At 62.8% G+C, this 23792-nt stretch carries 23 protein-coding genes and 1 pseudogene; 1 reads left to right on the forward strand and 23 read right to left on the reverse strand.

Annotated features, from left to right (window positions below; genetic code table 11):
- Positions 1–494: 494 nt before the first annotated feature.
- Complete coding sequence (locus tag WT16_RS33625) at positions 495–1361, forward strand: hypothetical protein (RefSeq protein ID WP_156521427.1); 867 nt, start codon at positions 495–497, stop codon at positions 1359–1361.
- Here WT16_RS33625 and WT16_RS10540 read toward each other — a convergent pair whose 3' ends face one another.
- From WT16_RS10540 to WT16_RS10645, 23 genes and pseudogenes are all read right to left on the reverse strand, one after another.
- Entirely contained in the window at positions 1362–2957 is a 1596-nt protein-coding gene (locus tag WT16_RS10540; RefSeq protein WP_197486467.1) for a DUF262 domain-containing protein, read from the reverse strand. It lies immediately after the preceding gene.
- A gap of 548 nt (positions 2958–3505) precedes the next feature.
- Positions 3506–5848 carry a P-loop NTPase fold protein gene (locus WT16_RS10545; protein ID WP_063533284.1) on the reverse strand — a complete coding sequence of 781 codons (2343 nt, stop codon included), beginning with the start codon at positions 5846–5848 and terminating at the stop codon, positions 3506–3508.
- Between the two features lie 762 nt (positions 5849–6610).
- Positions 6611–8206, reverse strand: coding sequence for a DUF2235 domain-containing protein (locus WT16_RS10550; RefSeq protein WP_063533285.1), 1596 nt, complete (start codon positions 8204–8206; stop codon positions 6611–6613).
- Positions 8207–8227: 21 nt separating this feature from the next.
- The gene (locus WT16_RS30825) at positions 8228–8713 is read right to left on the reverse strand and encodes a DUF3304 domain-containing protein (protein WP_082874867.1); all 486 of its coding nucleotides are present in this window, start codon (positions 8711–8713) and stop codon (positions 8228–8230) included.
- 29 nt (positions 8714–8742) lie between these two features.
- Positions 8743–9597 carry a DUF4123 domain-containing protein gene (locus tag WT16_RS10555; RefSeq protein WP_063533286.1) on the reverse strand — a complete coding sequence of 285 codons (855 nt, stop codon included), beginning with the start codon at positions 9595–9597 and terminating at the stop codon, positions 8743–8745.
- Positions 9597–9785: pseudogene (locus WT16_RS34365) on the reverse strand (hypothetical protein); the annotation flags it as partial. The gene WT16_RS10555 and the pseudogene WT16_RS34365, both read right to left, overlap by 1 nt.
- 463 nt (positions 9786–10248) lie before the next feature.
- On the reverse strand, positions 10249–11037 hold the full coding sequence (locus WT16_RS10565) for a DNA adenine methylase (protein ID WP_063533288.1): 789 nt from the start codon (positions 11035–11037) through the stop codon (positions 10249–10251).
- Between the two features lie 142 nt (positions 11038–11179).
- Positions 11180–11725, reverse strand: a complete 546-nt coding sequence (locus WT16_RS10570) for a lysis system i-spanin subunit Rz (protein ID WP_063533289.1) — start codon at positions 11723–11725, stop codon at positions 11180–11182.
- Positions 11725–12222 (reverse strand): lysozyme, encoded by a 498-nt coding sequence (locus tag WT16_RS10575; protein ID WP_063533290.1) that lies wholly within the window; start codon positions 12220–12222, stop codon positions 11725–11727. Before WT16_RS10575 ends, WT16_RS10570 begins: the two co-directional genes overlap by 1 nt.
- Positions 12215–12409 (reverse strand): hypothetical protein, encoded by a 195-nt coding sequence (locus tag WT16_RS10580; RefSeq protein WP_004533694.1) that lies wholly within the window; start codon positions 12407–12409, stop codon positions 12215–12217. Before WT16_RS10580 ends, WT16_RS10575 begins: the two co-directional genes overlap by 8 nt.
- Before the next feature lie 75 nt (positions 12410–12484).
- Positions 12485–13537: a contractile injection system protein, VgrG/Pvc8 family gene (locus WT16_RS10585; protein WP_063533291.1), complete on the reverse strand. Its 1053-nt coding sequence runs from the start codon at positions 13535–13537 to the stop codon at positions 12485–12487.
- Positions 13538–13546: 9 nt separating this feature from the next.
- A complete protein-coding gene (locus tag WT16_RS10590; protein WP_024430935.1) occupies positions 13547–13753 on the reverse strand; it encodes a tail protein X in 207 nt (68 codons plus the stop codon).
- Positions 13728–14609: a phage tail protein gene (locus WT16_RS10595; RefSeq protein WP_063533292.1), complete on the reverse strand. Its 882-nt coding sequence runs from the start codon at positions 14607–14609 to the stop codon at positions 13728–13730. The genes WT16_RS10590 and WT16_RS10595 overlap by 26 nt, the downstream gene beginning before the upstream one ends.
- 8 nt (positions 14610–14617) lie before the next feature.
- Positions 14618–17029, reverse strand: a complete 2412-nt coding sequence (locus WT16_RS10600) for a phage tail tape measure protein (protein WP_063533293.1) — start codon at positions 17027–17029, stop codon at positions 14618–14620.
- Positions 17030–17116: 87 nt separating this feature from the next.
- Positions 17117–17419 (reverse strand): phage tail assembly protein, encoded by a 303-nt coding sequence (locus tag WT16_RS10605; RefSeq protein WP_063533294.1) that lies wholly within the window; start codon positions 17417–17419, stop codon positions 17117–17119.
- A gap of 69 nt (positions 17420–17488) precedes the next feature.
- Positions 17489–17992, reverse strand: coding sequence for a phage major tail tube protein (locus WT16_RS10610; protein ID WP_063533295.1), 504 nt, complete (start codon positions 17990–17992; stop codon positions 17489–17491).
- 10 nt (positions 17993–18002) lie between these two features.
- On the reverse strand, positions 18003–19172 hold the full coding sequence (locus tag WT16_RS10615) for a phage tail sheath family protein (RefSeq protein WP_063533296.1): 1170 nt from the start codon (positions 19170–19172) through the stop codon (positions 18003–18005).
- Between the two features lie 63 nt (positions 19173–19235).
- Positions 19236–19919 carry a tail fiber assembly protein gene (locus WT16_RS10620; RefSeq protein WP_063533297.1) on the reverse strand — a complete coding sequence of 228 codons (684 nt, stop codon included), beginning with the start codon at positions 19917–19919 and terminating at the stop codon, positions 19236–19238.
- A gap of 15 nt (positions 19920–19934) precedes the next feature.
- On the reverse strand, positions 19935–21746 hold the full coding sequence (locus WT16_RS10625) for a phage tail protein (protein WP_063533298.1): 1812 nt from the start codon (positions 21744–21746) through the stop codon (positions 19935–19937).
- Entirely contained in the window at positions 21734–22309 is a 576-nt protein-coding gene (locus WT16_RS10630; RefSeq protein WP_063533299.1) for a phage tail protein I, read from the reverse strand. Before WT16_RS10630 ends, WT16_RS10625 begins: the two co-directional genes overlap by 13 nt.
- Positions 22302–23195, reverse strand: a complete 894-nt coding sequence (locus tag WT16_RS10635; protein ID WP_063533300.1) for a baseplate J/gp47 family protein — start codon at positions 23193–23195, stop codon at positions 22302–22304. Before WT16_RS10635 ends, WT16_RS10630 begins: the two co-directional genes overlap by 8 nt.
- Positions 23192–23536, reverse strand: a complete 345-nt coding sequence (locus WT16_RS10640) for a GPW/gp25 family protein (protein ID WP_063533301.1) — start codon at positions 23534–23536, stop codon at positions 23192–23194. The genes WT16_RS10635 and WT16_RS10640 overlap by 4 nt, the downstream gene beginning before the upstream one ends.
- Entirely contained in the window at positions 23533–23739 is a 207-nt protein-coding gene (locus WT16_RS10645) for a hypothetical protein (protein WP_063533302.1), read from the reverse strand. Before WT16_RS10645 ends, WT16_RS10640 begins: the two co-directional genes overlap by 4 nt.
- Positions 23740–23792: the final 53 nt, after the last annotated feature.

The raw sequence follows: 23792 nt of genomic DNA on the forward strand, positions 1-23792 counted from the left end.
CCGGCTTCGTGGAGCGCAACGCGCATGCAATGGATTCGAACGGGGAGATTCGCGTCAGCGGCCGCATCGACGGCGGGCACAACGCGCATCGATCATCAAAAAATCATGAATCTCTCAACGTGGCGTGACGGCGCACAAAGCAAACCGACGCATACACACGCATCGAGCCCAACCCCGGCCAAGCCGACAAGATTTGACGAGACATCACGAGTCCCCTTTTTCACGGGATGTTACTGATCTCCGCGACGGCGTCGCATCGTTCGATGCCGTCCGCTTTTTTCCCGCTACTTCCCCGACTTCCGCGACTGCCGCGTCGTGTCGGCCATTCAAGCCGATCGGCGGACATCGCTACTCGAAACGATTATCTTCTTCAGGAAGAGATTCCAACAACGTCACATTCCGGGTTCTTCTCGGCCGACGCCGTACAACCCCCTCTTTATTCAATGCGTCGATCAGCCATTTTCATCACCTCGACACATGCACCGAAACCGATCATGGATTTTCAAATTCATTCGAATTTGGCACTCGACGGAGACTATTACCTCCCCGCCATCAAAACAAATGGTATTAATTTATCCAACCCGCCACTCGATAGGATTCGGCATCATCGATTACAAAACAAGCAATATGAACTTCATCATGCAAAGATTTTATTTCCACAAAAAAATAAATCATTGAATAGTGCGATAGTGAATTTTGTTTGCATGACGCCATGGCGTCTTTTAATTCGCGCCCCACGACCAGCGTCGCCGATCCGCGCGTGCAATGCGTCGTTTGAAGACTTTGCCATGCGCAGATACGCGACAAGCGCCCGATGCATCGATTCGATATGCGCGGGCGAATGCCCGAGCGAACCGTATCGCGCCGATCGAGCGCGAGATGGGTTCGATACCGAATTTCGATATCGCTTGCCGCGACGGCCGGCCTTCTGCGAAACACGTCGCCGAGCCGTCAAACGGCGCGTGCGACACGTGCGGATCGCCACCGAGACGATACATTGGCCGTCCGGCCAGCTTCGCGCGCCGGCGCGACAAGGTAAACTCTCACCCAATTCCGTACACGCAGACAGATATCCGCAAGATGGCCACCCAAATCGACGCCTCCTCCGACGCAGCGGCAACGGCCGCCGCGCAGCATACGCCGATGATGCAGAGGCCTTTTCGCCTTATATGACAAGGCCTCGATCAGAAAATTACGCTGAAACCTACGCCGACTTTTTTATGATCGGCCATTCCCGACACATTGCAGTCTTTCAGGCGACGCCGGACAATGTCCGATCTGCGAGCGCGAGCCGCCATTCCGCGACGAATCGCGACGTGGCGATCGGACATGCAGCGGACACTTGTCCGAGTGATATGTGATTAGCCGCCGTCGCAGAGTTTCGAGACTAGGCTACGCATCAGCTTTAACCGCGCTGCCAAGAACTCCTCGTAGGTCGCCTTGTCGTACGAGAACTCACTCGGCATAGGAAGAAGGTTTGACGCAAAGACGCTATCCGCATGCTCTCCCAGATCATCACGGAGCTTTGGCAGGTATTGTGTCGGATCCTGATCACTGATCTTCAGATTGGCCGAGGCTGGCAGCAGGCATATGTTCAAGACAAGGTTGTCATCCTCAGCATTGACTCGCTTCAAGTGGGCTCGAGGATACACGTGGTGGAACTGCTTCTTATTGAACGCGGACAGCGCCTCCTGGACGTCGATCTTGGCCCCGTTTAGAATGCAGAGCGGTCCCATCTTCGCAAGCGCAAGCGCCAGTGCTCTTGAGCGAGCAGCGTTGATACGGAAGTACGTTCGCCTCCACTCGGCCTCGGTTGGAGCCTCGCCGAATATCGCGACGTCGCCCTCGCTTTCAATGACGAACTTGATCACGCGCTCAATGTCGTTGGACACGAACGTTTCACCACCCGCCTTATACCGCTCCGACCACGATGCCCGCCAGAACCACTGTCGAAGCCGGCGATGCTGATCAGCAGTCAGCGTGCTGTGCTTGGAGTACAGCACGCACATGACGACCACCAGAGCCTCATAAGAAAGAAAGTCCCAGCTATACACGCCGAACTCTGTCGAGAGCGCGTCCACTGTTCGGTACAAGGCTTGCCGTGTATTCTCCGTCAACTGATTCAGCGCTTCAGCGCTGATTCCGCGCAGATTTTTGACCGCGTCGTCCTTGATCGAGCCACTGTGCAGCGCCGACATACACTTCACAACGGTGATGCGATCAATGTCCTCGAACCCCTTCGGCTCCAACGCGTCCGCAATGGTAGCAATCTTGTCATCCAGATCGAACTCCTCTGACCATGTTGCCGCGACCATGAGGTCATAGGTTGAGAGCTTCGTGCCAGAACTGTTGACCCTCTCGAAGATCGGGCACACTTCGTCCAGTTCCAAGTCCTTGAGGTACACCACCGGAATCTTGTATTGCGTGAACGCTGCAATCAGTTGATCGAGTCGCTCCTGCAGTTGCTTATGGTTGGAATGAGCTTGCAGTGCCGTCCGAAAGTCTAGTAGATCCGTCGTCACGAACAGTTTCCGGAGAGGGAACAGCGTCAGTGCCGGCGTCACTTCTCCTGCTGGCTTGAACTCCTCAGCCTCAAGATCAAAGATGGCTTCGAAGCCGCCTTCACCGGGCTTCGGACCCAAGCAACTGTAGATAACTGTCAACCGCTGCTGCCCGTCGAGCACGTAGTCAGTCGGCATTAGATTGGGAGTCTCTGGAAGGGTGAAGTTCCCAAACGTGCGCTCGGTTTTCATCTTCGTAGGCGTCCGCCAGATCAGCAGGCTACCAATTGGGTAGCTGCGAGCGACGCTGTCAAGGAGGCGAATCGCCTGAGCTTCCTTCCAGACATATGGGCGCTGAAATTTCGGAATCTTGATCTGGCCTTTCCTTATGTCTTCGATTAGAGGCTGGAAAAAGACTGTTTCCGTCGAGAGCTTCGTAGAGATATTCAGTGCCATCATTTCCCCGAGTAAAAGCGCACGCTGTCACAAAGGTTAGCAGAAATTCAGCTCTGCACGGCTCCACTATCCGAATTGACTTAAATAGTGTTTAGGCACTTGGCCACGGCCGATACTCGGACGACGGCAATGTCCGAGCTGTGTGAGTAGTTCGTTCGTCAAGTCCCGGATTAAAGCAGCCACTCCGACGGCAGGTCTTCCCAATGCCTGAGCGGCCGTTTGTGGTCGCCTTCGCCCCCCCTTCCCGACGTAGGATCTGACCCCAGTTTGACTTCCTAACGGCGAAGATCGACCCGAAGCCGACATCTGCCCCGGCACGACTGCAGCGGCTGCTTCCAAATTACAACGGCCGCTCCATCGACCACATCAGTTGGCTAGAGGCCGTCCTATACGGACACCGGCCGCCCAGTGAATTCAATGGCCCCTTCGACATTTAGGAGAAACATTTGAATTTCGACATCGAATGGTTGACGGGATCACAAGTACGACCGCTTTCTGGCGCACGACACCACCTTTCTTGTCGATTCGGCCTCGACATGGGCCACCGATTAGAAATCGAATGGGTCGCGCTCTCTTAGTCCAAGCCACATATCAACAGAGCGACGCAGCGTTCGCAGGGCCTCCTCGTGCTCTGGGAATTCTGCGGGATCGATCGCGTCGCTCCTGACCTTGGCCACGTCAATGCCGACGAAGTCGTCGATCGTCTGTTTGTTGAATGTGTTGTGCGGTGTAGAGACCCTGTCACCCAACGCGTGGACCGTGCCCCGGTTCATCAGGCGTGTGGCCATCCTTGCGAAGCCCTCGTCGGTCCGGATCGCCTCGACCATCCACTCGCGGGGTTCGTCCAATGAACCCGCATAGTCCCTCCATCGGTACAGGTAGGACACGAGATCCGGTTCGACGATCAGCGCGTCGACGTCTGCGGCGCGGCTCCTCACCAACCGCAGCCATTCGGCTTTCATTGCCTCGACGGTATCGGTGTCGAGCGCCGGATCGAAGGCGTCGTTCTCTCCCTCCTTCAGATCGGCGGGATCGTTCAGATGAATCAGGATCGCAGCAATTGACAGCGCCTTGGTCTGGCGAAGCGCCTCAAGCGCCAGACCACCTCGCACACCTTCCGGCACCCGTTTCAGGAACCAGTTCGTCGCTCGCCATGCTGAAAGCCAAGGCGAATTGAAGGGGTCGCCGACGCGCAGGCCTGCGAGCTTCTGGGCGATCCCGAACATCGCGGGAAGCAGCACGGCGGCGTTGTCGACCGGGAGGCGGTCGACGGACTCGTCGAACCTCGCGACGAGCGAGGGCAGCAAGCCGTCAGTCTCGACATCGGCGATCGCGGCAGCTAGCCCGTCCTCCGTCGCTGTCGCATCGAGGAACGCGACGAAGCGGCGCTCCGACATTTCTCCAGCCGCTGTCTGGAGTTCGAAGTAACGCGGGAAGTAGCGCCGAGAGCACACCCGCTTGGCTGTCAGCCACTTGAGATGGAAGCCCTCTACGTAGTTCGTGCCCCCGTATGCCCATTCGAGAGGCGGAAAGAGGTCCTTGAGCGCGTCCTGGGCGATGACGCGGCGCTCCTCCGGCACAAGCTCAAGAAGTCGCTCGGCCGCCGCCCTGTCCTCATCCCGCCGGCCATAGCGCGGGAAACGACCCTCCTGGAGGACAAGTTCCCTCTCTCGGAACAGCGCCTCATGGAGGTCCGGCTCGAAGACCCGGAGCGCCTCCAGAAGAAGGAAGTCGACAATGTTCACCTCAAACACGTCGCCGGCCGCATGCAACGGTAAGTGCACGGCGATGGACGAGATCAATCGGCGCGCGTCGCGCATGTTGCGCAATAGCGGCTGGATGCAGCCGACGAACGCGTTACCCCAACGCTTATGCGAGAATCCATTCGCCTCCGTTGCATACGGTCCCGCCAGCTCGGAGAGTTCTTCCCCGAATATATGATGCACAATCGATACCGGGACCGCCGGCAGGTCGAAGCTAGCCTGCACGACCTTTTCGAGGAAGGCGCGACCGTCACCGTCTGCGACCGGATCGAGCGCACGCTCTATGATGCTGGGCTGGAACAGGAGGACAAAGACGATGTTGGGCAGGTTAGCGTTAGCCTTCACCTGCCGGAGGAGCATCCTGATCTGCTCGGGCTCGAGCCGGTCGATGTCGTCGACGAAGACAACCAGCGGCCGGTCGAGTTCGCGAAGACGAACCTCCAGCGCATCGCGTACCTTGTCGAGCGGTTCGCTGCCGCGATCACGTCCGAGATGCGACAGCGCTCGTCCCAGCAGGGGTGTGCCGATCGAGAGGAGGGCGAGACCAGTCGCCACCTTCGCTGCCGTCGGGAGGTCGAAGCCTATGGCCGAGGCGACGGCGATCACCGAGGCGTTCGTCAGCACTGTCGAGATTAGATGACTTGAGCCGCCGGCCTCTTTTAGCGGCGCGCTGGCCCCTGTAAGGATCGCGCCGTACCGTCGAAGCGCTTCCGCGCGGGCGAGCGCTGCCTTCGAATGTTCGCCTCCCAGACGATCCGCTATCTGGCCGAAGAGGGCGCGGGCGATCGCATCGCCGTCGCCCCACTGCCAGGGATTGAAGTCAAGCCAGTCGGCTCCGTCACTCCTGGCATCGAGTCGCTCGGTGATTAGGTTCTTAAGTGAGGACTTGCCGAAACCCCACCCTCCTCGGATTGCGAACACCCTCCCCTCGCGCAGACTGAGTTCCGAGAGCACGCCGGCTATGCGGCCTGCGAAGTCCGCCCTCCTCAGGCGATCCTCGGACGCAGTCCGGATCGGCGCCTCCGCACCGATCCCGCCGTCCGGCCGTTCGGTTCTTGCGGCCTCCGCACCGAGCCTCGCACGGCGACGGGCACGCCACGCGGACAGACGGACAAGCGGTCCGGTCATCGCGCAGCGACGCCGATCGGATCACCGGCTCCACCGAAGGGACGGAGCGCTGACGCCGAAGTGTGAAGCGACGGCACTGGCATCGGGATAGAGACTCTCGAATGTCTCTCGCTCCCTCTGCGTCCGCGACCACTCCCGAAACGTTTTCGCCACATAGTTATATCCCCAGTAATACTCGAGGAGATCCCGCCTCGTTTGCGCATCCTAGCTCGTCCCGTCCGCTAACGGCGAGACAGCCGACATTAATCGAATAGACAGCGAACGGCAGATCAGAGAGAGACGACATGACGCTGGCTTTCCGGCCGAATTACCGCTTGTTGAGCGAAGCCGCCATCTGAAAGTCTCAGCCACACTCCAAACGAAGGTCTACTTGTGGCCGAAAGGCGACTTCGCGATTTCGCGTCGAATTGGCTAGCGAACTCGGGCACAAAGCAACTTTCCACCTCCCCTATCGATACGCAGGTAAGCCGCTCGTGAGCGATGCCGTAGTGCTCCGTCCCGTAGTTCAGGAGATGGAATGAGGGGCAAAAGCCTTGTGCCACAAGCCTTTCATCTGTTGCTGTAGCAAATTTGTAGCACTCGAAAAAACCCGCAATCGGCGGGCTTTAGCGAATTCGGCCCTAACCGGATCGCAGTTCAATTGCAAAGCGGCTCTGGTTGCCCTCCGCTCGCCCAGACATCGTCGCACAACTCACGCTGAAGTCCACGGGTTCTCTTCGGGAAAACTACCCGAGCCGTAATGGCCCTGACATTGGCAAAAGCCTACGCCACCGCCAAATCCCCCGCATTCATCGGGTCATTCTCCGCGAGATAGCGCCGCTGGTCACACCAGATCCCCCGCTGATCCCATAGCGCACAGGGCCACGACGTGAATGCAGCAACCGAATCGTGAACGTATTCGGCCAGCAGTTGATCGACAACCAGCAAAGGCGGCTCCTGCTCGTCCCACGCCGACAGGATCATTTTTTCGTATGGAGTCAGTTCGCGCGGGGTCGGCGGGTAGCTATGCGGGCCGGGGCGGCGTTCGATCGGGTTGCGCAGGAACTCGATATGCCGCTCCAGCCGTCGTTGCTCGCCCAACAGTTGTCTGGCTTGCTCTTCGGGATCCTTCGGGACGTCATAGACCCATTCGTTCGGCTGGCATGGCGGGTGGTCAGCGTCGGTTCCGGCCGACACGGCCGCGCAAAACGATGCGCCGACTTTTTGATAGAGCCGCCCCAATACGCGATCGTCCGCACGGTTGCGAGCAAGGACACTGCGCCACCGGAAGTTCAGGTAACGGTGCGGTTGGATCAGCGCTTCGAGGCCATCGCCGAACGCGGGTGGGAGTGCAGCCATATACTCGTTGTACAACTTCACGATCCGAGCGTCGTCGGCCAGCTTGAAATCGTCCCGAAATCTCGGCCCCAACTGATCTAGTGGCTGCAATGGCACGCCGGCCCGCAAAGCTTCTGCATACATGTGTCGTAGCGGGATCAACGACAAGTCCTGCTCGCGCCCCTGCTCTTCTGGCCCGTAACCGCCGCCGACATCGGAATGCACGCCCGGATAGACGACTTCCTCGCAGTTACCCGGATAGGTTTTATCGACGCGCACTGAATCGAGCGGAAATGCTCGCCGAACCTCATGCGCCGAGACATGGTGCACGCAACGCTCGACCTCGGCCGGGATCGCCAGTTCCGACGCCCAGTCGAGATGCAAGGCAGGACCACCGACCGAGGCGACCGTATCGAAAATGCCCATGAAATTGATGCGCAACGGCACGCGCACTCCATTCGGAGCGGTCCAGTACAGCTTGCCGCCGTCTTTACTGCATTTCTGCTCCACAAATCGGCAAGCAAATGCTCGTGCTTCCGTTGCGCCCCGTGAAAATCCAAAGATCGCCACGGTGATTTCGCGCATGTGCTTCCACGAACCCGGCCCCCAGTCCACTTCAAGGATGCGGGAAAATTCAGCCAACGCAAACTTGATGCGCAGATCTCCGCCAGCACCAAGTCCAAGTCCGAGCGCCCCCCCATCGTCATCCTTCAGGTTTTCGGTATAGCCAGCAACCTTCGTGAATTTGAAGGACGTTCCGACACCCGGGATATAGCGTGGCGAACAGCCAAATCGCGCGAAGTCCTTGTTTGCCGCCCTGAACAGCTTCGCAACGTTTGAATGCTTGTTCACCGGCAAATCCCGCTCCATATTGTTGTTCGTCCCGTCAAAGAAGAACGACAATTTTGGATAGAGTCGGCACGCGATCATATCAGTGTGGTCGGCAGGACACTCTCTAAGTGCTCGCTTGACGCCACCATCAATTGCAATCTGCTCAAGCTCTCTATCGGAAATCGGTGTGCCGGCCTGTCGAACTGTCATAGCTAATCCCGATTAAACAATCTATTTATCCAAGCACTTGCTCGCGCCCGGAGCAAATGCCAATGCAGCAGTATTGCGATCGCGCAAAATGATGCACAGATAAGCGTCCGTCTTGTGCCAATCCGTGTCTTGATGTGGGCCACCCGGCGGGAAATTCACCTGTACGCTGTGCTTCTCGTCGGGCATCGTGACTGCCTTGGTCTTCGGATTCTCCTCGTATCCCCATTCCCATGTCACGGTGACCGGTTTACTCCAGTCTTTCACGCCGGGAAAACAGCAAGCAGCGCCTCCACCCCCACTTCGTTTATCGGCATCTCCTGCCCAGTATTTGTCAACAAAGATGTTTACTGCGTAACGGTCGGTGTGGTTCACCGGCACCATCGAAAGCGCTGGCCCATCACCTGCCAGAGGATCATCGAGTCGAGCACCAGATCCAGCACATGCGGTCAGCGTGAACGCGGCAATAACCGCCGCCAAAACAACACGCCAAATTTTGCCAAAGGTCATCTTGAGCATCCTGATTGGAAAATAGCGGACTATGCATCAGGGATAATTGCTCCCCGTATGGGCATGGATTCCAGCAGCGCGGAACCCCCCTGTGTTACACCAAACGCCTCTCCATGCCGCGCAGCGAGCGCACAGTATTCCAGCCACGCCCCAACTCCCTCGATCCCTTGCCGCCGCGCACGATCAAGCTGTTGACATACAAATCTGTAGCGCTGTCGGTCGGGAATATCAGCAAGCAACTTTGGGGCGTGTTCGTCGAAATGGAGCAGCAAGCCATCCGGCACACTGGCCTCAATCAATGCATCGACCTGCCCCTGATCGAGCTTGAACGGCGGCTTGAGCGTCGCGGCGGAGGCCGGCATCCGATCCTGACGCCAGTCAATCTGACGCAGCGCGCCTTCACGATCCCAATACGTCCACCTCAGGATCGGCGCGAGCCATGCCTGACGCTGCGCGTCGGACAACACCGGCCCTTTCACGAACAGCGTCTCGTCTTCCGCCGAACCGACCAGCGTCGCGAGAATCGCCGGGTCCCAATACGCGAGCACGATCGGCTCGCCATCCGGCAAGCGCACGCGCAGAAACAACTTCAGATGCTCCGCGAGCGCCGCAAGCGGCAATGGCGATGCGAGCAGCGTCGCGCACGGCGATGCCAGTCCATGTCGTTCCAGCCATGCGCGCGCCGATTCAAAGTGACTTGGGGGAATGTAGACGAGGTGGGGAGCGACGGCCTGCACGTCCGCTCCGCCGTCCATCAGGCACGCGACATGATCCGACCGGACCGACAATGCACCGGGCAGACTGCCGTTCTGCAACGGGTCGACGAGCACATATAGGTGCGCCCCTAACGAATCGGCCTCGCCGAACACGGTTTGCGTATCCATCAGCCCCCCGTCGACACGAACGCCGATCGTCCCGCCGTGCGTTTCATCAGGCACGGCACGCACACCGCATCCGGCTGCGTCGGCATCGGATACGGCATGCTGGCCGGGCCTGAGAAGCTGTGCATGCTGCCCTTGATGTCGATCCTGCCCGGCGCGTGGATCTGAATGTCGCCGCCCTTCAGGCGGATAAGCGTGTTCGCGCCGAGCGGCGTGTCGAACTTCAGCAGCCGCTCGTGCTGCAACAGTCCACGATGAATCGCCTCGATGATCGGCGCAAACGCCGCTTCCTGCGGCCCGCGTGGCCCCAACGTCATGGTTCAAATCCTTTTTTCTCAGGTTCGCCGGAATGGGGCGCGTCGCGCCCCTTGTTGTCAGGCGATTGAGCGCGGTATCGGTACCGGCGAACCGCCATCTTTGGCGAATAAGGATACCAAATCTGCTGAGGAAAACATGAAAGCGGCCAGCCTCCAGCGCGCCGGCCAAGTCCGCCTAACCAAAATTGACAAATATGTAGCGAACAATCCTCTACTTTTCACGCTGGAAAGATTGATACGTCAGGTCTTTCCGATTTCAGTCTCATGTAATCGGCCTAGGTTGTTGTTCGACCTGCCGCTCGTCTCGGCGGCAGGTCGCTTTATTCGAGTGGCGAAATCAAAACAACCCGGCCGGCTCCGCTGAATCGTCCCAACTGAAAATGATCAGTTCGCGACGCTCGACGCCCTTCCCACCGCCTATCGTGTACTGAATCGGCACGCTCTCGATGTGGAAGCCGGCAAACACGCGCCGGATCTCCGGATGGTCGTTGAGGCTGACGATCGCGCGCCCCTTGATCGACCGCAGCCGCTCGGCCATCTTCTCGTACTCCGCGAAAGGGAACGCAACGCCGTACCCTTCAGTCTCGAAGTACGGCGGGTCGACATAGAACAGCGTGTGCGGCCGATCGTAACGATCGATGCAGGTCGCCCAATCGAGCCGCTCGATGTACGCATTCGCAAGGCGAATGTGCGCTGCCGATAGCTCCTCCTCGATACGCAGCAGATTCAGGCCGGGCGGATGCTCCGTCCGTGTTCCGAACGTCTGCCCTTCGAGCTTGCCGCCAAAGCAACTTTTCTGAAGATAGTAAAAGCGCGCCGCACGCTGAATATCGGTGAGGGTTTCCGGGACCGTGTGCTTCAGCCATTCGAACACCTGCCGGCTCGTCAGCGCCCATTTGAACTGACGTACGAACTCTTCGAGGTGGTGCTGAACGACGCGATACAGGTTCACCAACTCGCCGTTGATATCGTTGATCACCTCGACCTTGGCCGGCGGTCGCATGAAGTAAAGCGCAGCCCCGCCTGCGAAAACCTCGACGTAACACTCGTGCTTCGGAAAGCGCGGGATGATGTGTTCCGCGAGTCGACGCTTGCCGCCGATCCAAGGAATGATGGGATTTGCCATTGTGAAAGCCGTTTTTAAACTTGGTGTAGAATCCGGCCCGCCTACGTAGGTAAGCAGGGCCTTGGCCGATTCACTGGCGTAGACAGTGGAAAGGCGGCCGTCATGCGTGTTCGCGCACGCGCGCCGGCCGCCCTGTTTCTCGTTACTTCCGCTCGCAGCCCGGCGTCTCGGGCCGCACCGCGCACACGTAGCCCTGCAGGGTCGTCAGTTTGTCGATCTCGCGCTGATCGTCGCCGGCGACGCCGAAAACGCGCTCCGCAACCGCTGCGTCGACGTCAGCGTAGGCGGCGGCACCATCGCCCACGCCGGCGGCGCTGGAAGCGCCGGACAGACCGTCACGATCGGCTGCCGTGCAGTTTCGAACGGCGACGCGCAGCCGCTCAGTACCAGCGGCAAGAGCAGCCCGCAGGCTGCGATTCTCTGCTTCATGGTCGATCCTCTCCTTCATGGTTCGTTGGTCAACGGCGGCCACCGCCGACGTGGCTGCCTCGTGCGCGGCGATCGCGCGCTGCTCGGCGTCGAGCGCGGCGCGCGAGATCGCGCCCAACGCTTCGGCGTGCCGTTGCGCGTCGAGCGCTCGCGCGGCCTGCTCGTCGGCAAGCCGGCGTGCGCCGATCAGGTGCTCGACGCCCGCGCTGGCCGCCATACCAAGCAGCGCGGCCAGCAGATACGGAGCTGCTTTCGGCATCACAGCCCCCGCTCGCAGATCGCGCGCTCTTCCGCCCGCCGCTTCACCAAGCCGGGCAACACGCGCCCCCGCGCCGTCACCCATTGCGGGCGTCCGTCGTCGGCCTCGTTGATCGCGCGGCACGCGCCACGCAGGTCGCCCGCGTTGAAGCGCTTCGCCGTCGTGCTGTTGCAGTAGGCCGTCGACCCGATGTTGTCCGCGAAGCTCACCGCCGCCGCGAGCTGATACGGCCGGCCCTTCAGGCCCGGCGTGCATCGGAGCACGCTCTCCGCGTGCGTGATCAGATGCGCCTCGAGCGACGCGCGGCACTCGGCTTCGCTGTACGCCTGGCCGACGACGACGTCGCGCGTGTCGCCCATGCACTTCGTCGGAATGCCGACCGGATCGAGATAGCCCACCAGCTTGACGCCTTCGAACTTCGGCACGATCACCGTCAGCACGCCGGCCGCGATCGCACCGACGACGCCGGCGAGCGTCTTCTTCGGCACCTTAACCATGCTTGCCACCTCGACGCCCCTTGTTCTTGATCAGGTAGTAGCACTGAAGGCAGATGTAGCCGCCCGTCAGAATCGACACGAGCAGCGACGCCCACCAGTTCGCATCGTGTCCCGATGCCCACAGCCACAGCGACGACGCAACCGGCGGGGCGCTTTTCGCAGCGCTCGCCGCAATTTCGCTTTTCACAGTGATTGACTCCACAAAATGAAAGAGCCGCCCGAGTTGCCTCGTGGCGGCTCTGCTGCATGCCCAACGTCCGCGTTACGGCTGCGGCGCGGGAATAACGAGATTGATCTTCTTCACCTGCTTCTTGCCGTGTCCGGCCTTCGCCTTGCCCTTGTTGCCGGCGTTGAGCACGACCTCCGTCTCCCAACTGCGGCCCGCGTATTCGTGCGTCACCGACTCGACGAGGAAATCGCCGTCCGCATCGCGCTTGAAGCCCTTCAGCGTCACCGTCTTCTCCGCCGACACGTCGGCGCGGCCGAGCATCCGCAAGCGGCTCGTGGCCGTGTGCCGATTCAGCTTCGCCAGCCGCGCGGATGCCGCGGCCTTCGCCGCCTGCGGGCTCGCGAACGCGTGCCGCTCGGTATGCACGGCCGCTGCACCGGGCGGCGCATCCGGATTCGGGATCACGAGATCGATCTTCTTGCCCGACTTCGCGTCATGCACCTTCGTGCGCACGGCCGCGAAGCTCGCACGATCCGGAAACGAGATCTCATAGTCGATCAACTGCTCGGGCGCGAGCACGAGCGCCGGCAGCACCTTGCCGCTCGCGCTCTTGCCGCCGCCGATCGGCGTGACGATCAGCTTGCCGGCCTTCACGGTCGCCGTCGCCCCGTACTGCCGCGCGATCCGCGTGACGAAGTGCAGATCGCTTTCACCGAACTGATCCGCGCGCGGCACGACCACGTCGATCGAGCACGCGGCCGCCCACTTGTTGCGCCGGGCGATGTCGCCAACGACGTCGGCGAGCTTCGCGTTCGACCAACTGCCGTAACGGTGCGTCTTCGACGTAGCCCGCAGGTTCGCCGGTCGGCCCCGGATCGCGACCGTCGCCGGCGGCCCGCGCAGCACGATCTCGTCGATCGCGTATTCGCCGAGCATCGACAGTCCTTGCCCTTCCCAACCGAGCGAGATCTTCAGCGTCGCGCCCTTCGACGGGAAGCGGATCACGCCGTCCCGGTCGTCGAGCTCGATCTCGCATTCGTCCGCCTCGAGGCCGGGCTTGTCCGTCGTCCGGATCCGCAGCACGCGATCCTGAATCGTGCGCGTGATGTCCGCGCCGTTCGCGATGATCTGGAATATCGCCTGCATCGCCCGCCCTCACGACCAAAGCTGAATCGGTTCGTCGCGCGGCGCGTCGAGATCCGGCAGCGTGATCAACACGCCCGAGCGGAACGGCTGCGGTTCGCGCGCGAGGCCCGGATTCGCTTCGTAGACGGCTTCGACGGTGCCGCTCAGCGTGCCGTAGGCTGCATAGCAGAGCGTGTCGAGCACGTCGCCGTCAGATGTTCTTAAAGTCCTCGCCATAGCGGCCAAACTCCAGACTGAAGGTTTGCTTGCGCGGCGCTCCGTCCGACATGAGCGCCTCCTGTTCTTCCTCGATCGATTGCAGATACCATCGCCCGAACACGTCGCCCGTGCCGCCCGTGAGCTGCACCGGCTTCATGCGCCCACCGATCGCGCGCAGCGTGTCGAGCTGGCGCGCACCCGCCCCGAGCGACGGGAACACGACGCCGGACAGCACGATCGTTTCGCCGCCCTGGCTCACCGCCTGCAACGCTTCCGGACGGTTCAGGCGCTCTTGCGACGCGACCTTGTAGCGTGTCGTGCGCCGCAGCTTGTCGTACGCGGCCGTCGACAGCCCGAAGTGGAAGCGCCGCCCCTCATCCGTCGTCAGCGTCAGCAGATGTGGGGTAGCCGATGCCGTGTCCGCGCCCAGCGCATCGAACACCGCGCCGAGCCCGGTTGCCTGCAGCACGGATTTCACGGCCTTCGCCGTGTCGGTGCCGACGACGGCGGCGAACTGCGTCTCGACGCCCTTCAGCGCCGTCGTCACGGTCTGCGCCGCCGCGTGGATCTGCGGATGGTTCGACGCGTTCGCGATCCGCAGCACGCTGCCGACCGCGCCCGCCGTCGCGCGAAACCCGCGCGTCACCTCGCCGACCTTCGGGCTCAGATCGGTCGCGACCGACAGCGCACTGCTCGCGCCGTTCAGCAACTCGGCGGCCGACGTCAGGTTGCCCGTCACGAGCTTCGTCAACGTGTCGACCGTGTTCTGGCTCGCCGCGCGGTTGCGCTCGTAGACGCGGCTCACGTGCTGCGTGCGCTCGGCCGCGATGCTGGCCTGCGTCGCCGCCTGCGTGATGCTCTTCACGAAATCCATCGGCTCTCCTACAGGTGCGGCGCATCGAACAGCGCCGACCGGTTGTTGTTCATCGATTGGGTCATCGCCCGTTGGATCTGCGGATTGATGCGCGCGAGCAGCCGGTCGGCCATCTCCTGATCCGAGCCGCCCTCCAGCTTGATGTTGAAGACCGGCGCAAAGCTGTTTTGCTGCTCGACCTTGAACGCCCGCCGCTCGGCGACGCCCGGCTCGACGAGCGCCTTCGCGTTCGCGACCGCCCGCGCGCCTTCCGGCGTGTCGCCGCGATGCTGAAACGCCCATCGCGTGAGCGCACCGAGCAGCTTCTGACCGGCGAAGGTGCCGATCGCCCCGCCCGCGACGCCGCCGATCGCGGCCCCGATCGGCCCGCCGAACGCGCCGATCGACGCGCCAAGCTTCGCGCCGACGACGCCGCCCGCGAGACTGCCGCCGATGCCCGCGAAGTTCTCGGCCTTCCGCGCGCGCGGATCGTCGCCGGCCGCGACCGCGTACGCATCCTTCGCGGCGAGCCCGACCTTCAGCACTGTCCCGGCGAGCGCGATCTTCCCCGCGTACGGCAACACGCGACCGGCCATGCCGCCCAACGCACGGCCAAGCCGCCCGAAGCGTCCGGCTTTGCCCGCCTTGCCGCTCGCCGCACCTGCCGCGCCCTCGATCAGATCGCCGACCGATCCGCCGCCGATGCCGCCGCCCGGCAGGTTGACGACGAATACACGCTGCACGCCGTTGGCCGCAGCGCCGAGCGCGTCGAGTGCCTGCCCACCGCGCCCCGGCTTCGCCCCCTTGCCGCCCTTCCCGCTGCGCTCGCCGCCTCGCGCCAACCAACCACCACGCGCGACATCGAGCACGCCGCGACCAATCGACCATGCCGCACGCGCACCGCGATACGCGATCGCCGCGCCCGCGACGCCGATGACAGCCGCCGTTGCGCGCGGCGATGAATCGACGATGTCGCGCACCTTCGAGCCGGCCTTCTTCGCCTGCTCGCCCGCAATATCCGTCACCGGCCGCAGTGCGTCGCCGATGCTGCGCATTGCCTCGTCCCACTGATCCGCAACCTCTTTCCAGATCTGCTTGGACGCGTCGCGACGGTCTTTGAGATCCTTCTCGATCTCGCCGCTCGCCGACGCGGCATTGCGCTTCAGATTCGAGTAGAGATTGGCGTTTTGCAAGTACGCGGTGAGCGCCGCCTTGACCTGCATGTCGTTGAACAGGTCGCCCGTCTTCATCGTCTCTTCGAACGCGCGGATCTGCTTCTGACGCTTGGCCGGATCCAGCTCGGCGTTGATCGACTTCGCCGCCTCAGCCAACTGCTTCGCCTTCGCCGGATCCACCCGCTCGATGTACGCGCGCGCGAGCACGAACGACGCTTCGAGCGTCGACCAGCCCTTGCCGATCGCCTCCTTCATCTTGGCTTCGTAGTCGACGCCGGCTTTCTTGTAGTTGCGTTCAGTCTCGCCCGAGCCGATCTTCGAGAACCAGTTCTTCAGGTTGTTCGCGGCTTCGTCGGCGTTGCCCGCAGTCTTCATCTGCACCTGAAGCATCGCGCCCAACTGCGTCACCGAATCCTGCCCCGTGATGCCGATCTTCTTCATTTCGGCGAGCAGCACCGGGAACCAGCGGGCCATGTCGACCGATTCGAACGAGCCTTCCTTGCCGAGATACGCGATCGCCTCCAGCGCCTTGAGCATCGCGGCCGGATCCTTGATGTCCGCGTTTTGCTCCAGCGCCTGAATCATCTTCGCCGTCTCGACGCTCGTCGCCCCCTGCCCGATCGCGAACTTCGCGACGGCAGGCGCAAAGCCGAGCGCCCGGTCGACATCCATGCCGGCCGCGACCATCTGATTCACCGCCTCGGTCAGCTCGTTGCGGTTCATCCCGTTCGCCGAAGCGTCGCGCCGGATCCGGTCGGACATCGCGCGCTCTTCGCCCGTGCGCGCGATGCCCGCCTTGATCGCGATGTCCCGGATGATCGCCTGATACTGCGCCGACACCATCGTCGGCACCGCGATCGCGGCGGTCAGCTTCATCGAGTCGCCAATCGCGCCGCGCATCGCCTCCCGGCCGCCGCTCAGGCGCTCGTGCCCCATCGCGCGCAGTTCGAGCCCGCGCGCGGTACGGCCGAGCCGCGTATACGCGCGATCGAGCCGGTCGACCTCGATGCCGGCGTCGCGCAACGTCCGCAGATTCGAATCCAGCTTGCGCCGGATCGCCTCGGCCGCGCTGTCGCCCGCGCGATGCAGGCGACGGAACTCGTCCTGTAACTTGATCGTCTCGCCAATCTGGCGCTGCCACATGCCCTTTTCGGCGGCCGTCTTGCGCAGCCCGACGATCTTCGATTGCGTGTCGGAGATCGCCTTGCCGAACGTCGCGGATACCGCCCCGCCGATCACGATCCCCAACGCGATTTCGCGTGCCATCTCCGCTCCCTGTTACATCAGTCCGTCAACCACCACACCAGATCCTCAAGCGTCAGATCGTCAACCGCTTGCGGACTGACCGCGCACTCACGCAGCAGACGCTTCGCCATCGCCTTGACGGTCTTTTCGTGCAATCGGGCCAGGGGTTCGAAAGGAGTCGTACGCGCGCTGCATCGCGCCGTAATCGGCCATGTCCATCTGTTCCAGCTCGTCGGGCGCGACGTCCGCGAGCATCGCGAACAGCGTGATCTCGCGCAGCTCGTCATCGTCCTGCGCGCGCTTGCTCGCGCCGCGCACGTCGCGCACCTTCGGGCGGCGCATCGTCAGCGAATCGCGCAGCACGCCGTCGAGCGTGATCGGGTACTCAAGCTTGATCGTGATCGTGTCCATCGTGTTTCCTCCAAATGTAAAAAGAGGCGCACGACGCGCCCCTCGGGTTCAAAGTTGCTTTGCCGCGCGTCACATGCCGAGATCGCGGCGCACCTGTGCGAGCTGATCGACGCCGTCAATCACGCGCACGAAGCCGAACACGTCGATCTCATGCATGACCGAGCCCGCGATCTCCAGCTTGTAGTAGTTCAGCGACGCGGCGTATTTGATTTCAGCCTTCTCGCCCGGCTTCCACGAGCCGGAATCGACCTCGGTCAGCATGCCGCGCATGTGAACGGCAACGGCTTTCGAGCCGCCCTTGATGTCGCGGAACGATCCGCGAAACGTTGCGTTGAACGCGGTGCCGTCCGCGATGCCGAAGAACTTCAGCACGTCGCGCTCCAGCGTCGACATCGCGAACGACGCTTCGAGCGGCTCCATGCCCTGATCCGTCTTGATCGAGGCGTCCATGCCGCCCGCGCGAAAGTCGTCCGTCTTGATCTTCAGCTTCGGCGGCGTCACCTCGGTCGTGCGGCCGACGAAGCCGCGACCGTCGACGTACATCGCGAGATTGAAAAGCGTTTCCGGAACCAAGGTTCACCTCCTACGATTGGGTATCGAGCACTTCCGTGAGCCACTGATTCGTGACCTCGAAGCGGAAGATCGGGTTTTCGGCGGGCGGAACGTCGGTGAACCGGATGTTCCAGTACACCTTGCCCTGTTCGAGCTGGCTCGCGCTGTTCAGGCGCGGATCTGCGTAGACCTCGAAATTGATGATCGCGCCTTGCGTGCGCAGGTCGCGCATGAACGCTTGCAGCCCTTCGGTGACGTCCTTCACGTAGGTCGCCGTGATGCCGCGGTCGACCGCCCATTTGTGGCCGGCCTGCACCGCGTCCATGACGATGTCGAGCGTGCGCACGCGCGTGACGAACGTCCATTTCGGATCGGCCGACAACGTGCGGTTGCCCCACAGCCGAAAGCCCCCGTCGCGGATGATCGTCGTGACGAACGCATTGTTCAGCAGGTTCGCGCGGCACGTCTCGTCGCCATCGAGGAACTCGATCGGCCGGCTCGTGCCCGTGATGCCGACGATTTCCTTGTTCGACGGCGACGCCCAGAAGCCGATCACCGCGTCCGTCTGGCAGAACATGCCCGCCGCGTAGGCGGACGCCGGCGCATCGGCGTCAACGTTCGCGCCCGTGTCCCAGTAACGCACGCCCGGATCGACCAGATACAGCCGCTTGCTGCCGAAGTTTTTTGCGTAGGCGATCGCGGCCTCGTCGTCGGTGTTCGGGCCGTCGAGGATCGCGATCGCGCGCAGCTTGTTCGCAAGCACGTCGGCCGCCGTCGCGACCGCCTGCTTCGACGTGTGGCCCGGCGCGATCAGCAGGCGCGGTTGCAGGTTGAACAGCGATTTGCCGTCGAGCAGCGCTTGCAGGCCGGTCCGCTTGCCGGCCGCCGAGACGCCGCCGATCACGTCCGACGCGAGCTGCGCGGCGTCGCCCTTCTTCTCGACGCCGACCGCGACGATCGCCGCCTTGCTCTGCGCGAAGATCGCGCGCGCGGCTCGCGCGACGGCGCTATGCTCGCCGAACGCCTGCGCCGCGTCGTGTTCGCTCGTGAGCCGCACCGGCACGTCGGGTTGAACGAGATCCGCGCCCGGCGCATACGTGTCGACGAGGCCGACCACCGACGACGACGGCAAGGCGATCGTCCGTGGGCCGACGTCGACGATCGTCGTCGTGACGCCGTGATAAAACGAGGTAGCACCCATTCAGGTCTCCAGAAATGAAAAAAGCCGCTTGGGCAAGCGGCTTCGATTGCGAGTAAGCGGCGATTACTGCGGCGGCAGCGACGGATCCGGATCGGCTGGCACCTCATCGCCTTCCGCCTCTTCCCGTCGCTTCTCCGCCTCGGCGGCACGCAGTTTCTCCGCGACCGCGATCCGAATCGTCTCCTCGTCCGGCTCGTCCGGCCACGCGTGCGACGCCGGAAACTCGGCGGATTCGACGACGCGCACGAGCGCCATCTGATACGAGGCCCACGCCTCGAACAGCGCGCGCTCGAAATGATCGAGCTGGCCGGCCGCGAGCGCGTCGGCCTTGCCGCGATTCTTCGTGCGTGCGGTCTCCATGCGCGACGTGAAGTCGTTCATCGCCGCCTCGCGCTGCTTGCGCGCGACGATCCGTTCGTCGACGCACCATGCGCCATCGCGCCAGACGTGCTCGTCGGACGGGCGCGGCGTCTCGGTCAAGCCGACGTCTTCCGGTTTCACGCCGGCACGCGTGATCTCGGCCGGCGATCCGCTGTCGGTGCGGTACAGACGCACGCCGCGATAGTCGGGCAGCAGCACCCACTTGCCGTCCTTCCAGAACGGCCACGTGAGCGGCGGGCGCTCGGGCAGCGGCTCGGCCGTGCAGAACGCCGGCACGAGCCACCGCTTCGAATTGAGCGGATCGATGTCCGCCAGAAAGCTCACGACGTATTGACCCGTCGCGTTGTCGTATTGATTGCAGAGCATGTGTGATCTCCCTGTTTAGTAGGCTCGCAACATCGCTATGACCGCGACATTGCGCGGGCGTGATTCGTTGCCGCCGTCCGCCACAACGTGAATGGCGTGGGTGTGCCCGCCGGCTGCACCGATTCCAACGCTGTGCTGATGATTGCCCGAACCCTCGGTGTTGAACTCGTGGTTATGGTTTCCGGCCGGACTCGTGTTTCCCCACACGTTGTCTCCGTCACTGCTTCCCGAGCCGCTGGTGAGGCCGCCTCCCCAAACTCCCCACGGCGGATTGTAGGCATTCGGGTTTTCCCCCCAAGGCGAGACGTGCTGGTGATCCCCGACGGCGTTCGTCCAGCCGTGATGCCCGTGCCAGCCCTGAACGTCGGTCCACGCGGTGTGGTTGTGATCGCCCACCCCATCGGCGGATGCACCGTGCGCGTGTGAGCGGTTCTGGCTGTCCTGCATCGTGCCAATCTTGCGGTCGACGTCAAAGCCTCGGCCGTCATCCCAACAGCGGAGGAACTCGCCTCGCAACTCCGGAATGCGGAACGTCGTTGCGCCGTCACCGTCCGAATAACACCCCCAATTGCCTGTCGACCAATCTTTCTCAGCAACGAGTGCGCCGCTCGCCTGCGCGTACGCCCACAACGCCGGATAGTCCGCGCGCTTCAGCACCGCGCCGTTGCACTTCAGATAGCCGGCCCGCACGCTCGTCCGCATCTCGAAGACGATCTGTCCGACCGCCGTTGTCGCAATGGCATCGGCAACCCATTGCGTCGTCGCGTATCGGCTCGACCGATCGCCGCCCGGCGGATGCACGCCGAAAGCCGGTCGATCAAAATACGTGCCGTCTGGTGCGAAATGAACCGTCTGCACGCCGTTGCTCGCCACGCCGAAGTGACCGTCGGCAATATGGAACAGGCCCGTATCCGGCGCACCGTCGTTACCGAACGTGAGCGACGGCAACCCGACGCTGCCCTCCGACAAGACGACGCGCGTGCCCGGCTCGCACATCAGGTCGCCCTTCAGCGTGCCGCCTTTGTTCAGATCGAGCGGCAACAGGTTCCCCTGATGCCAGACGGGCTTGCCGTCGATACGGAACGTGCGATCCTCGATCACGTACTGAAACGATCCAACCGTCGGTGACCACCAGCCGACGCCGAACTTGCTCGCGTAAAAGTAGCCATCGAGCGGGCCAAGTCGGATATGGCCCTCGCCCGCCGTCTTCGCAACGGCCAGATCGCCGACCGCTTCGACTGCGCCGCCGAGCGTCGTCCCCGCGCCGCTGCCGTCAATGAGCACCTTTCCGGTTGCGAGCGCCCACGAAAACGGCCGCCAGTCGCTCCACGTGCCGAGCGAATCGCCCTTTTTCGTCGACAGCAGGTAGACCGACGCGTCGTCGTTGCGCAGGAATGCCCCGTAATCCTTGCCGACGGCGCGCAACTGGCCGCCGTCGCCGCGATCGAGCCCGGCGCTCACGCCCTTGGCAAACGCGCTGCGATCGGCCGACAGTTCGATGGCCGGCACGCCCTTCAAAGTGACTTGGACGACGCCCGCCTTCGGCGAGAAAAGACCCGTATCGGGGTCGCCGTCAAAGCCGAATCCGGCGTTGCTCGCCGTCCCCGATCCGACCTTGCCGAGCAACGCGCCCGCCATCGCGTCGCCAGCCTTCGACACCTTGCCGCTGTCCTGCTGCTCGATCGCCCCCTTCAGGTAGAGCGTCCGATTGGCAAGCTGTTTCGCCTGCACGTTGTCGATCCCGTCCGGACCGCCCATCACGGGATCCGACGTTTCCAACTGGTAAATCCCGTCTTCCCACTGAGCACGTTCTTTCAGGTTTGCCATGCTGCCACCACTCCCCGAGAATATTGGCCGTTGCGGACGGCCGTGCCGTTATGTCGGATCGCGACCGCCGAGTAATCGAGCTTGACCAGTTGACTGCGCGCGGGCGCGTATCGCTCAATCGCGCGCATCAGCGCCTGCCCTTGGTCACGCGTCACCGGTCGCTTCAGCTTCACGATGTACTCGGCCCACGCGCTCGCGCGGCCGTGAACATAGTTGCCGTCCCGCAGCGCTGTGCCGTCGCGACGCTTCGCGACCCGCCCTTCCTGTATCTCGATTTCGCCGAAGCCGAGCCGCCGAACGATTTCGCGCACCGCCCACGGCGTGCCCTTCTTTCGGTGCAGCGCCAACGATCCCTTGATCAGCGCACGCCGCGCATCGTCCGACTCGGCCAGCTCCCACCCGTCGACGGCGACGGACCACGCGAGCCACGGCAGGAACGCCGCCGGACATCGATCGACGTCCATCAGCGTGCGAAGGATCTCCGGATCAACGCTCGGCCGCAGCACGCGCGCGAGCGCGGCTTCAAGCGGCGTCTGATTCGACGGCAATAGCGGCTCACTCATCGAGCACCTTCAGATTCAGGACGACCGACGTGCAGTCGGCGAACTCCTGCCCGTTGCAAATCACGTCGCGCGGCGGGGCCTTGAGATCGACACGCGCGACGCTGCTGCCACGCGGGTGAAGTGCGCCCGCAATCGCCGATCGCGCCATCCCGAGCTTGAGCCGGCGTGCCGCGTCGATCGCGGCATCGAGATCGCGCCGGCGCTCGGCCAGCACCACGGCTGGATCCGGACCACGCCCGACGTAGACGTCCGCCTCGATCGCGTACGCAACCGGCCGGGCCGGTACGACGAGCACCGTATCGGTCAACGGCCGCACGTCTTCGGCGGACAATGCGGCGCGCACCTTCCCGAGCAACGCGTCGTCTGCGACACCGCCATTCGACTGCGACATGATCGTCACGCGAACCGTGCCCGGCTCCGGGCGATCGATCTGCACGTCGAGCACCTCCGGCGACGCGTCGAGCGCGTGCTTGCGATACGCATCGATCGGCCCGGCGTCGGTCGACGTCTCGATCGCCAATTGCGTGCGCAATCGGAACCGCTCGTCGCGCTCGTAAACCGGCGCACGCGGCGGCGTCGCGTTCGGATCGCCGGGATCGACGAGCGCCTTTTCAACGCCCATCAGGGCGGCGACGTGTTCGAGATCCGCGCCGGTCGCGTACGCGAGCATGGTCGCTCGCGCGGCATCGATGACGCGTGCGCGAAAACGCATCTCATCGTATGCCGCCAGCTCGATCAGCTTGACGACCGGATCGGATTCGAGCGCGGCGCTCCAGTCCGGATAGATGCGCTTGAAGTACGCGAGCTTCATCTGGTACGCCACTTCGAAATCGAGCATCTCGACCAGATCGGGCGGATCGAGCAGCGACAGATCGATCATCGTCATACCGTCACCTCGAAGATCTCCGCCTTGCCGTCAATGTCGCCGCGAATCTCGAACGTCACGCGCCCGTCGACGACGGCAAGCGCGGCGACACGATCGAGCTTGATCCGCGGCTCCCATCGCCCGATCGCGCGCGCGGCTTCCGCCTGCGCCGACGAGATCCAGCCGCGCGTGATCGGCAGGTCGACCATCGCCGGGATGTCCGAGCCGTACTCCGGCCGTTCGCGGCGCGTGCCCCGGCGCGTGCCGAGGATGTCGCCGATGCTTTGCTTCAGATGCGCAAGGCCGCGCAGCGGTGCGCCGGTCCATCGGTCCATGCCGACCATCTCATCGATGGCGCTCATGCGCGGCCCTCAAGCCGTTTGAAGTCCGAATGCGCGTCGAGATACTCGATATGCGACGCTTCGTGCGCGAGCGCTTCGCCCTTGATGACGGGCAGCACCGAACCGTCCGGGAACACAACTACGCGCGTACGAAAGCGCGTATCGAGAAATGTCACGCGCGGCTGGACGAGCGGCGCACTCGCGCGTGGCGATTCTATTGCCATCTGCTGACTCCGAAAAAACGAAGCCCCGCACATGCGGGGCAAAGTCACTTTGT

The sequence above is a fragment of the Burkholderia sp. MSMB1589WGS genome (assembly GCF_001636105.1).
GTDB lineage: Bacteria > Pseudomonadota > Gammaproteobacteria > Burkholderiales > Burkholderiaceae > Burkholderia > Burkholderia humptydooensis.

What these genes read in the sequence shown, in the direction of transcription:
- WT16_RS33625 (WP_156521427.1), top strand. Translation starts at nt 495, where the DNA reads ATGGATTTTCAAATTCATTCGAATTTGGCACTCGACGGAGACTATTAC.
- WT16_RS10540 (WP_197486467.1), bottom strand. Translation starts at nt 2,957, where the DNA reads ATGGCACTGAATATCTCTACGAAGCTCTCGACGGAAACAGTCTTTTTC.
- WT16_RS10545 (WP_063533284.1), bottom strand. Translation starts at nt 5,848, where the DNA reads ATGACCGGACCGCTTGTCCGTCTGTCCGCGTGGCGTGCCCGTCGCCGT.
- WT16_RS10550 (WP_063533285.1), bottom strand. Translation starts at nt 8,206, where the DNA reads ATGACAGTTCGACAGGCCGGCACACCGATTTCCGATAGAGAGCTTGAG.
- WT16_RS30825 (WP_082874867.1), bottom strand. Translation starts at nt 8,713, where the DNA reads ATGACCTTTGGCAAAATTTGGCGTGTTGTTTTGGCGGCGGTTATTGCC.
- WT16_RS10555 (WP_063533286.1), bottom strand. Translation starts at nt 9,597, where the DNA reads ATGGATACGCAAACCGTGTTCGGCGAGGCCGATTCGTTAGGGGCGCAC.
- WT16_RS10565 (WP_063533288.1), bottom strand. Translation starts at nt 11,037, where the DNA reads ATGGCAAATCCCATCATTCCTTGGATCGGCGGCAAGCGTCGACTCGCG.
- WT16_RS10570 (WP_063533289.1), bottom strand. Translation starts at nt 11,725, where the DNA reads ATGCCGAAAGCAGCTCCGTATCTGCTGGCCGCGCTGCTTGGTATGGCG.
- WT16_RS10575 (WP_063533290.1), bottom strand. Translation starts at nt 12,222, where the DNA reads ATGGTTAAGGTGCCGAAGAAGACGCTCGCCGGCGTCGTCGGTGCGATC.
- WT16_RS10585 (WP_063533291.1), bottom strand. Translation starts at nt 13,537, where the DNA reads ATGCAGGCGATATTCCAGATCATCGCGAACGGCGCGGACATCACGCGC.
- WT16_RS10590 (WP_024430935.1), bottom strand. Translation starts at nt 13,753, where the DNA reads ATGGCGAGGACTTTAAGAACATCTGACGGCGACGTGCTCGACACGCTC.
- WT16_RS10595 (WP_063533292.1), bottom strand. Translation starts at nt 14,609, where the DNA reads ATGGATTTCGTGAAGAGCATCACGCAGGCGGCGACGCAGGCCAGCATC.
- WT16_RS10600 (WP_063533293.1), bottom strand. Translation starts at nt 17,029, where the DNA reads ATGGCACGCGAAATCGCGTTGGGGATCGTGATCGGCGGGGCGGTATCC.
- WT16_RS10605 (WP_063533294.1), bottom strand. Translation starts at nt 17,419, where the DNA reads ATGGACACGATCACGATCAAGCTTGAGTACCCGATCACGCTCGACGGC.
- WT16_RS10615 (WP_063533296.1), bottom strand. Translation starts at nt 19,172, where the DNA reads ATGGGTGCTACCTCGTTTTATCACGGCGTCACGACGACGATCGTCGAC.
- WT16_RS10620 (WP_063533297.1), bottom strand. Translation starts at nt 19,919, where the DNA reads ATGCTCTGCAATCAATACGACAACGCGACGGGTCAATACGTCGTGAGC.
- WT16_RS10625 (WP_063533298.1), bottom strand. Translation starts at nt 21,746, where the DNA reads ATGGCAAACCTGAAAGAACGTGCTCAGTGGGAAGACGGGATTTACCAG.
- WT16_RS10630 (WP_063533299.1), bottom strand. Translation starts at nt 22,309, where the DNA reads ATGAGTGAGCCGCTATTGCCGTCGAATCAGACGCCGCTTGAAGCCGCG.
- WT16_RS10635 (WP_063533300.1), bottom strand. Translation starts at nt 23,195, where the DNA reads ATGACGATGATCGATCTGTCGCTGCTCGATCCGCCCGATCTGGTCGAG.
- WT16_RS10640 (WP_063533301.1), bottom strand. Translation starts at nt 23,536, where the DNA reads ATGAGCGCCATCGATGAGATGGTCGGCATGGACCGATGGACCGGCGCA.
- WT16_RS10645 (WP_063533302.1), bottom strand. Translation starts at nt 23,739, where the DNA reads ATGGCAATAGAATCGCCACGCGCGAGTGCGCCGCTCGTCCAGCCGCGC.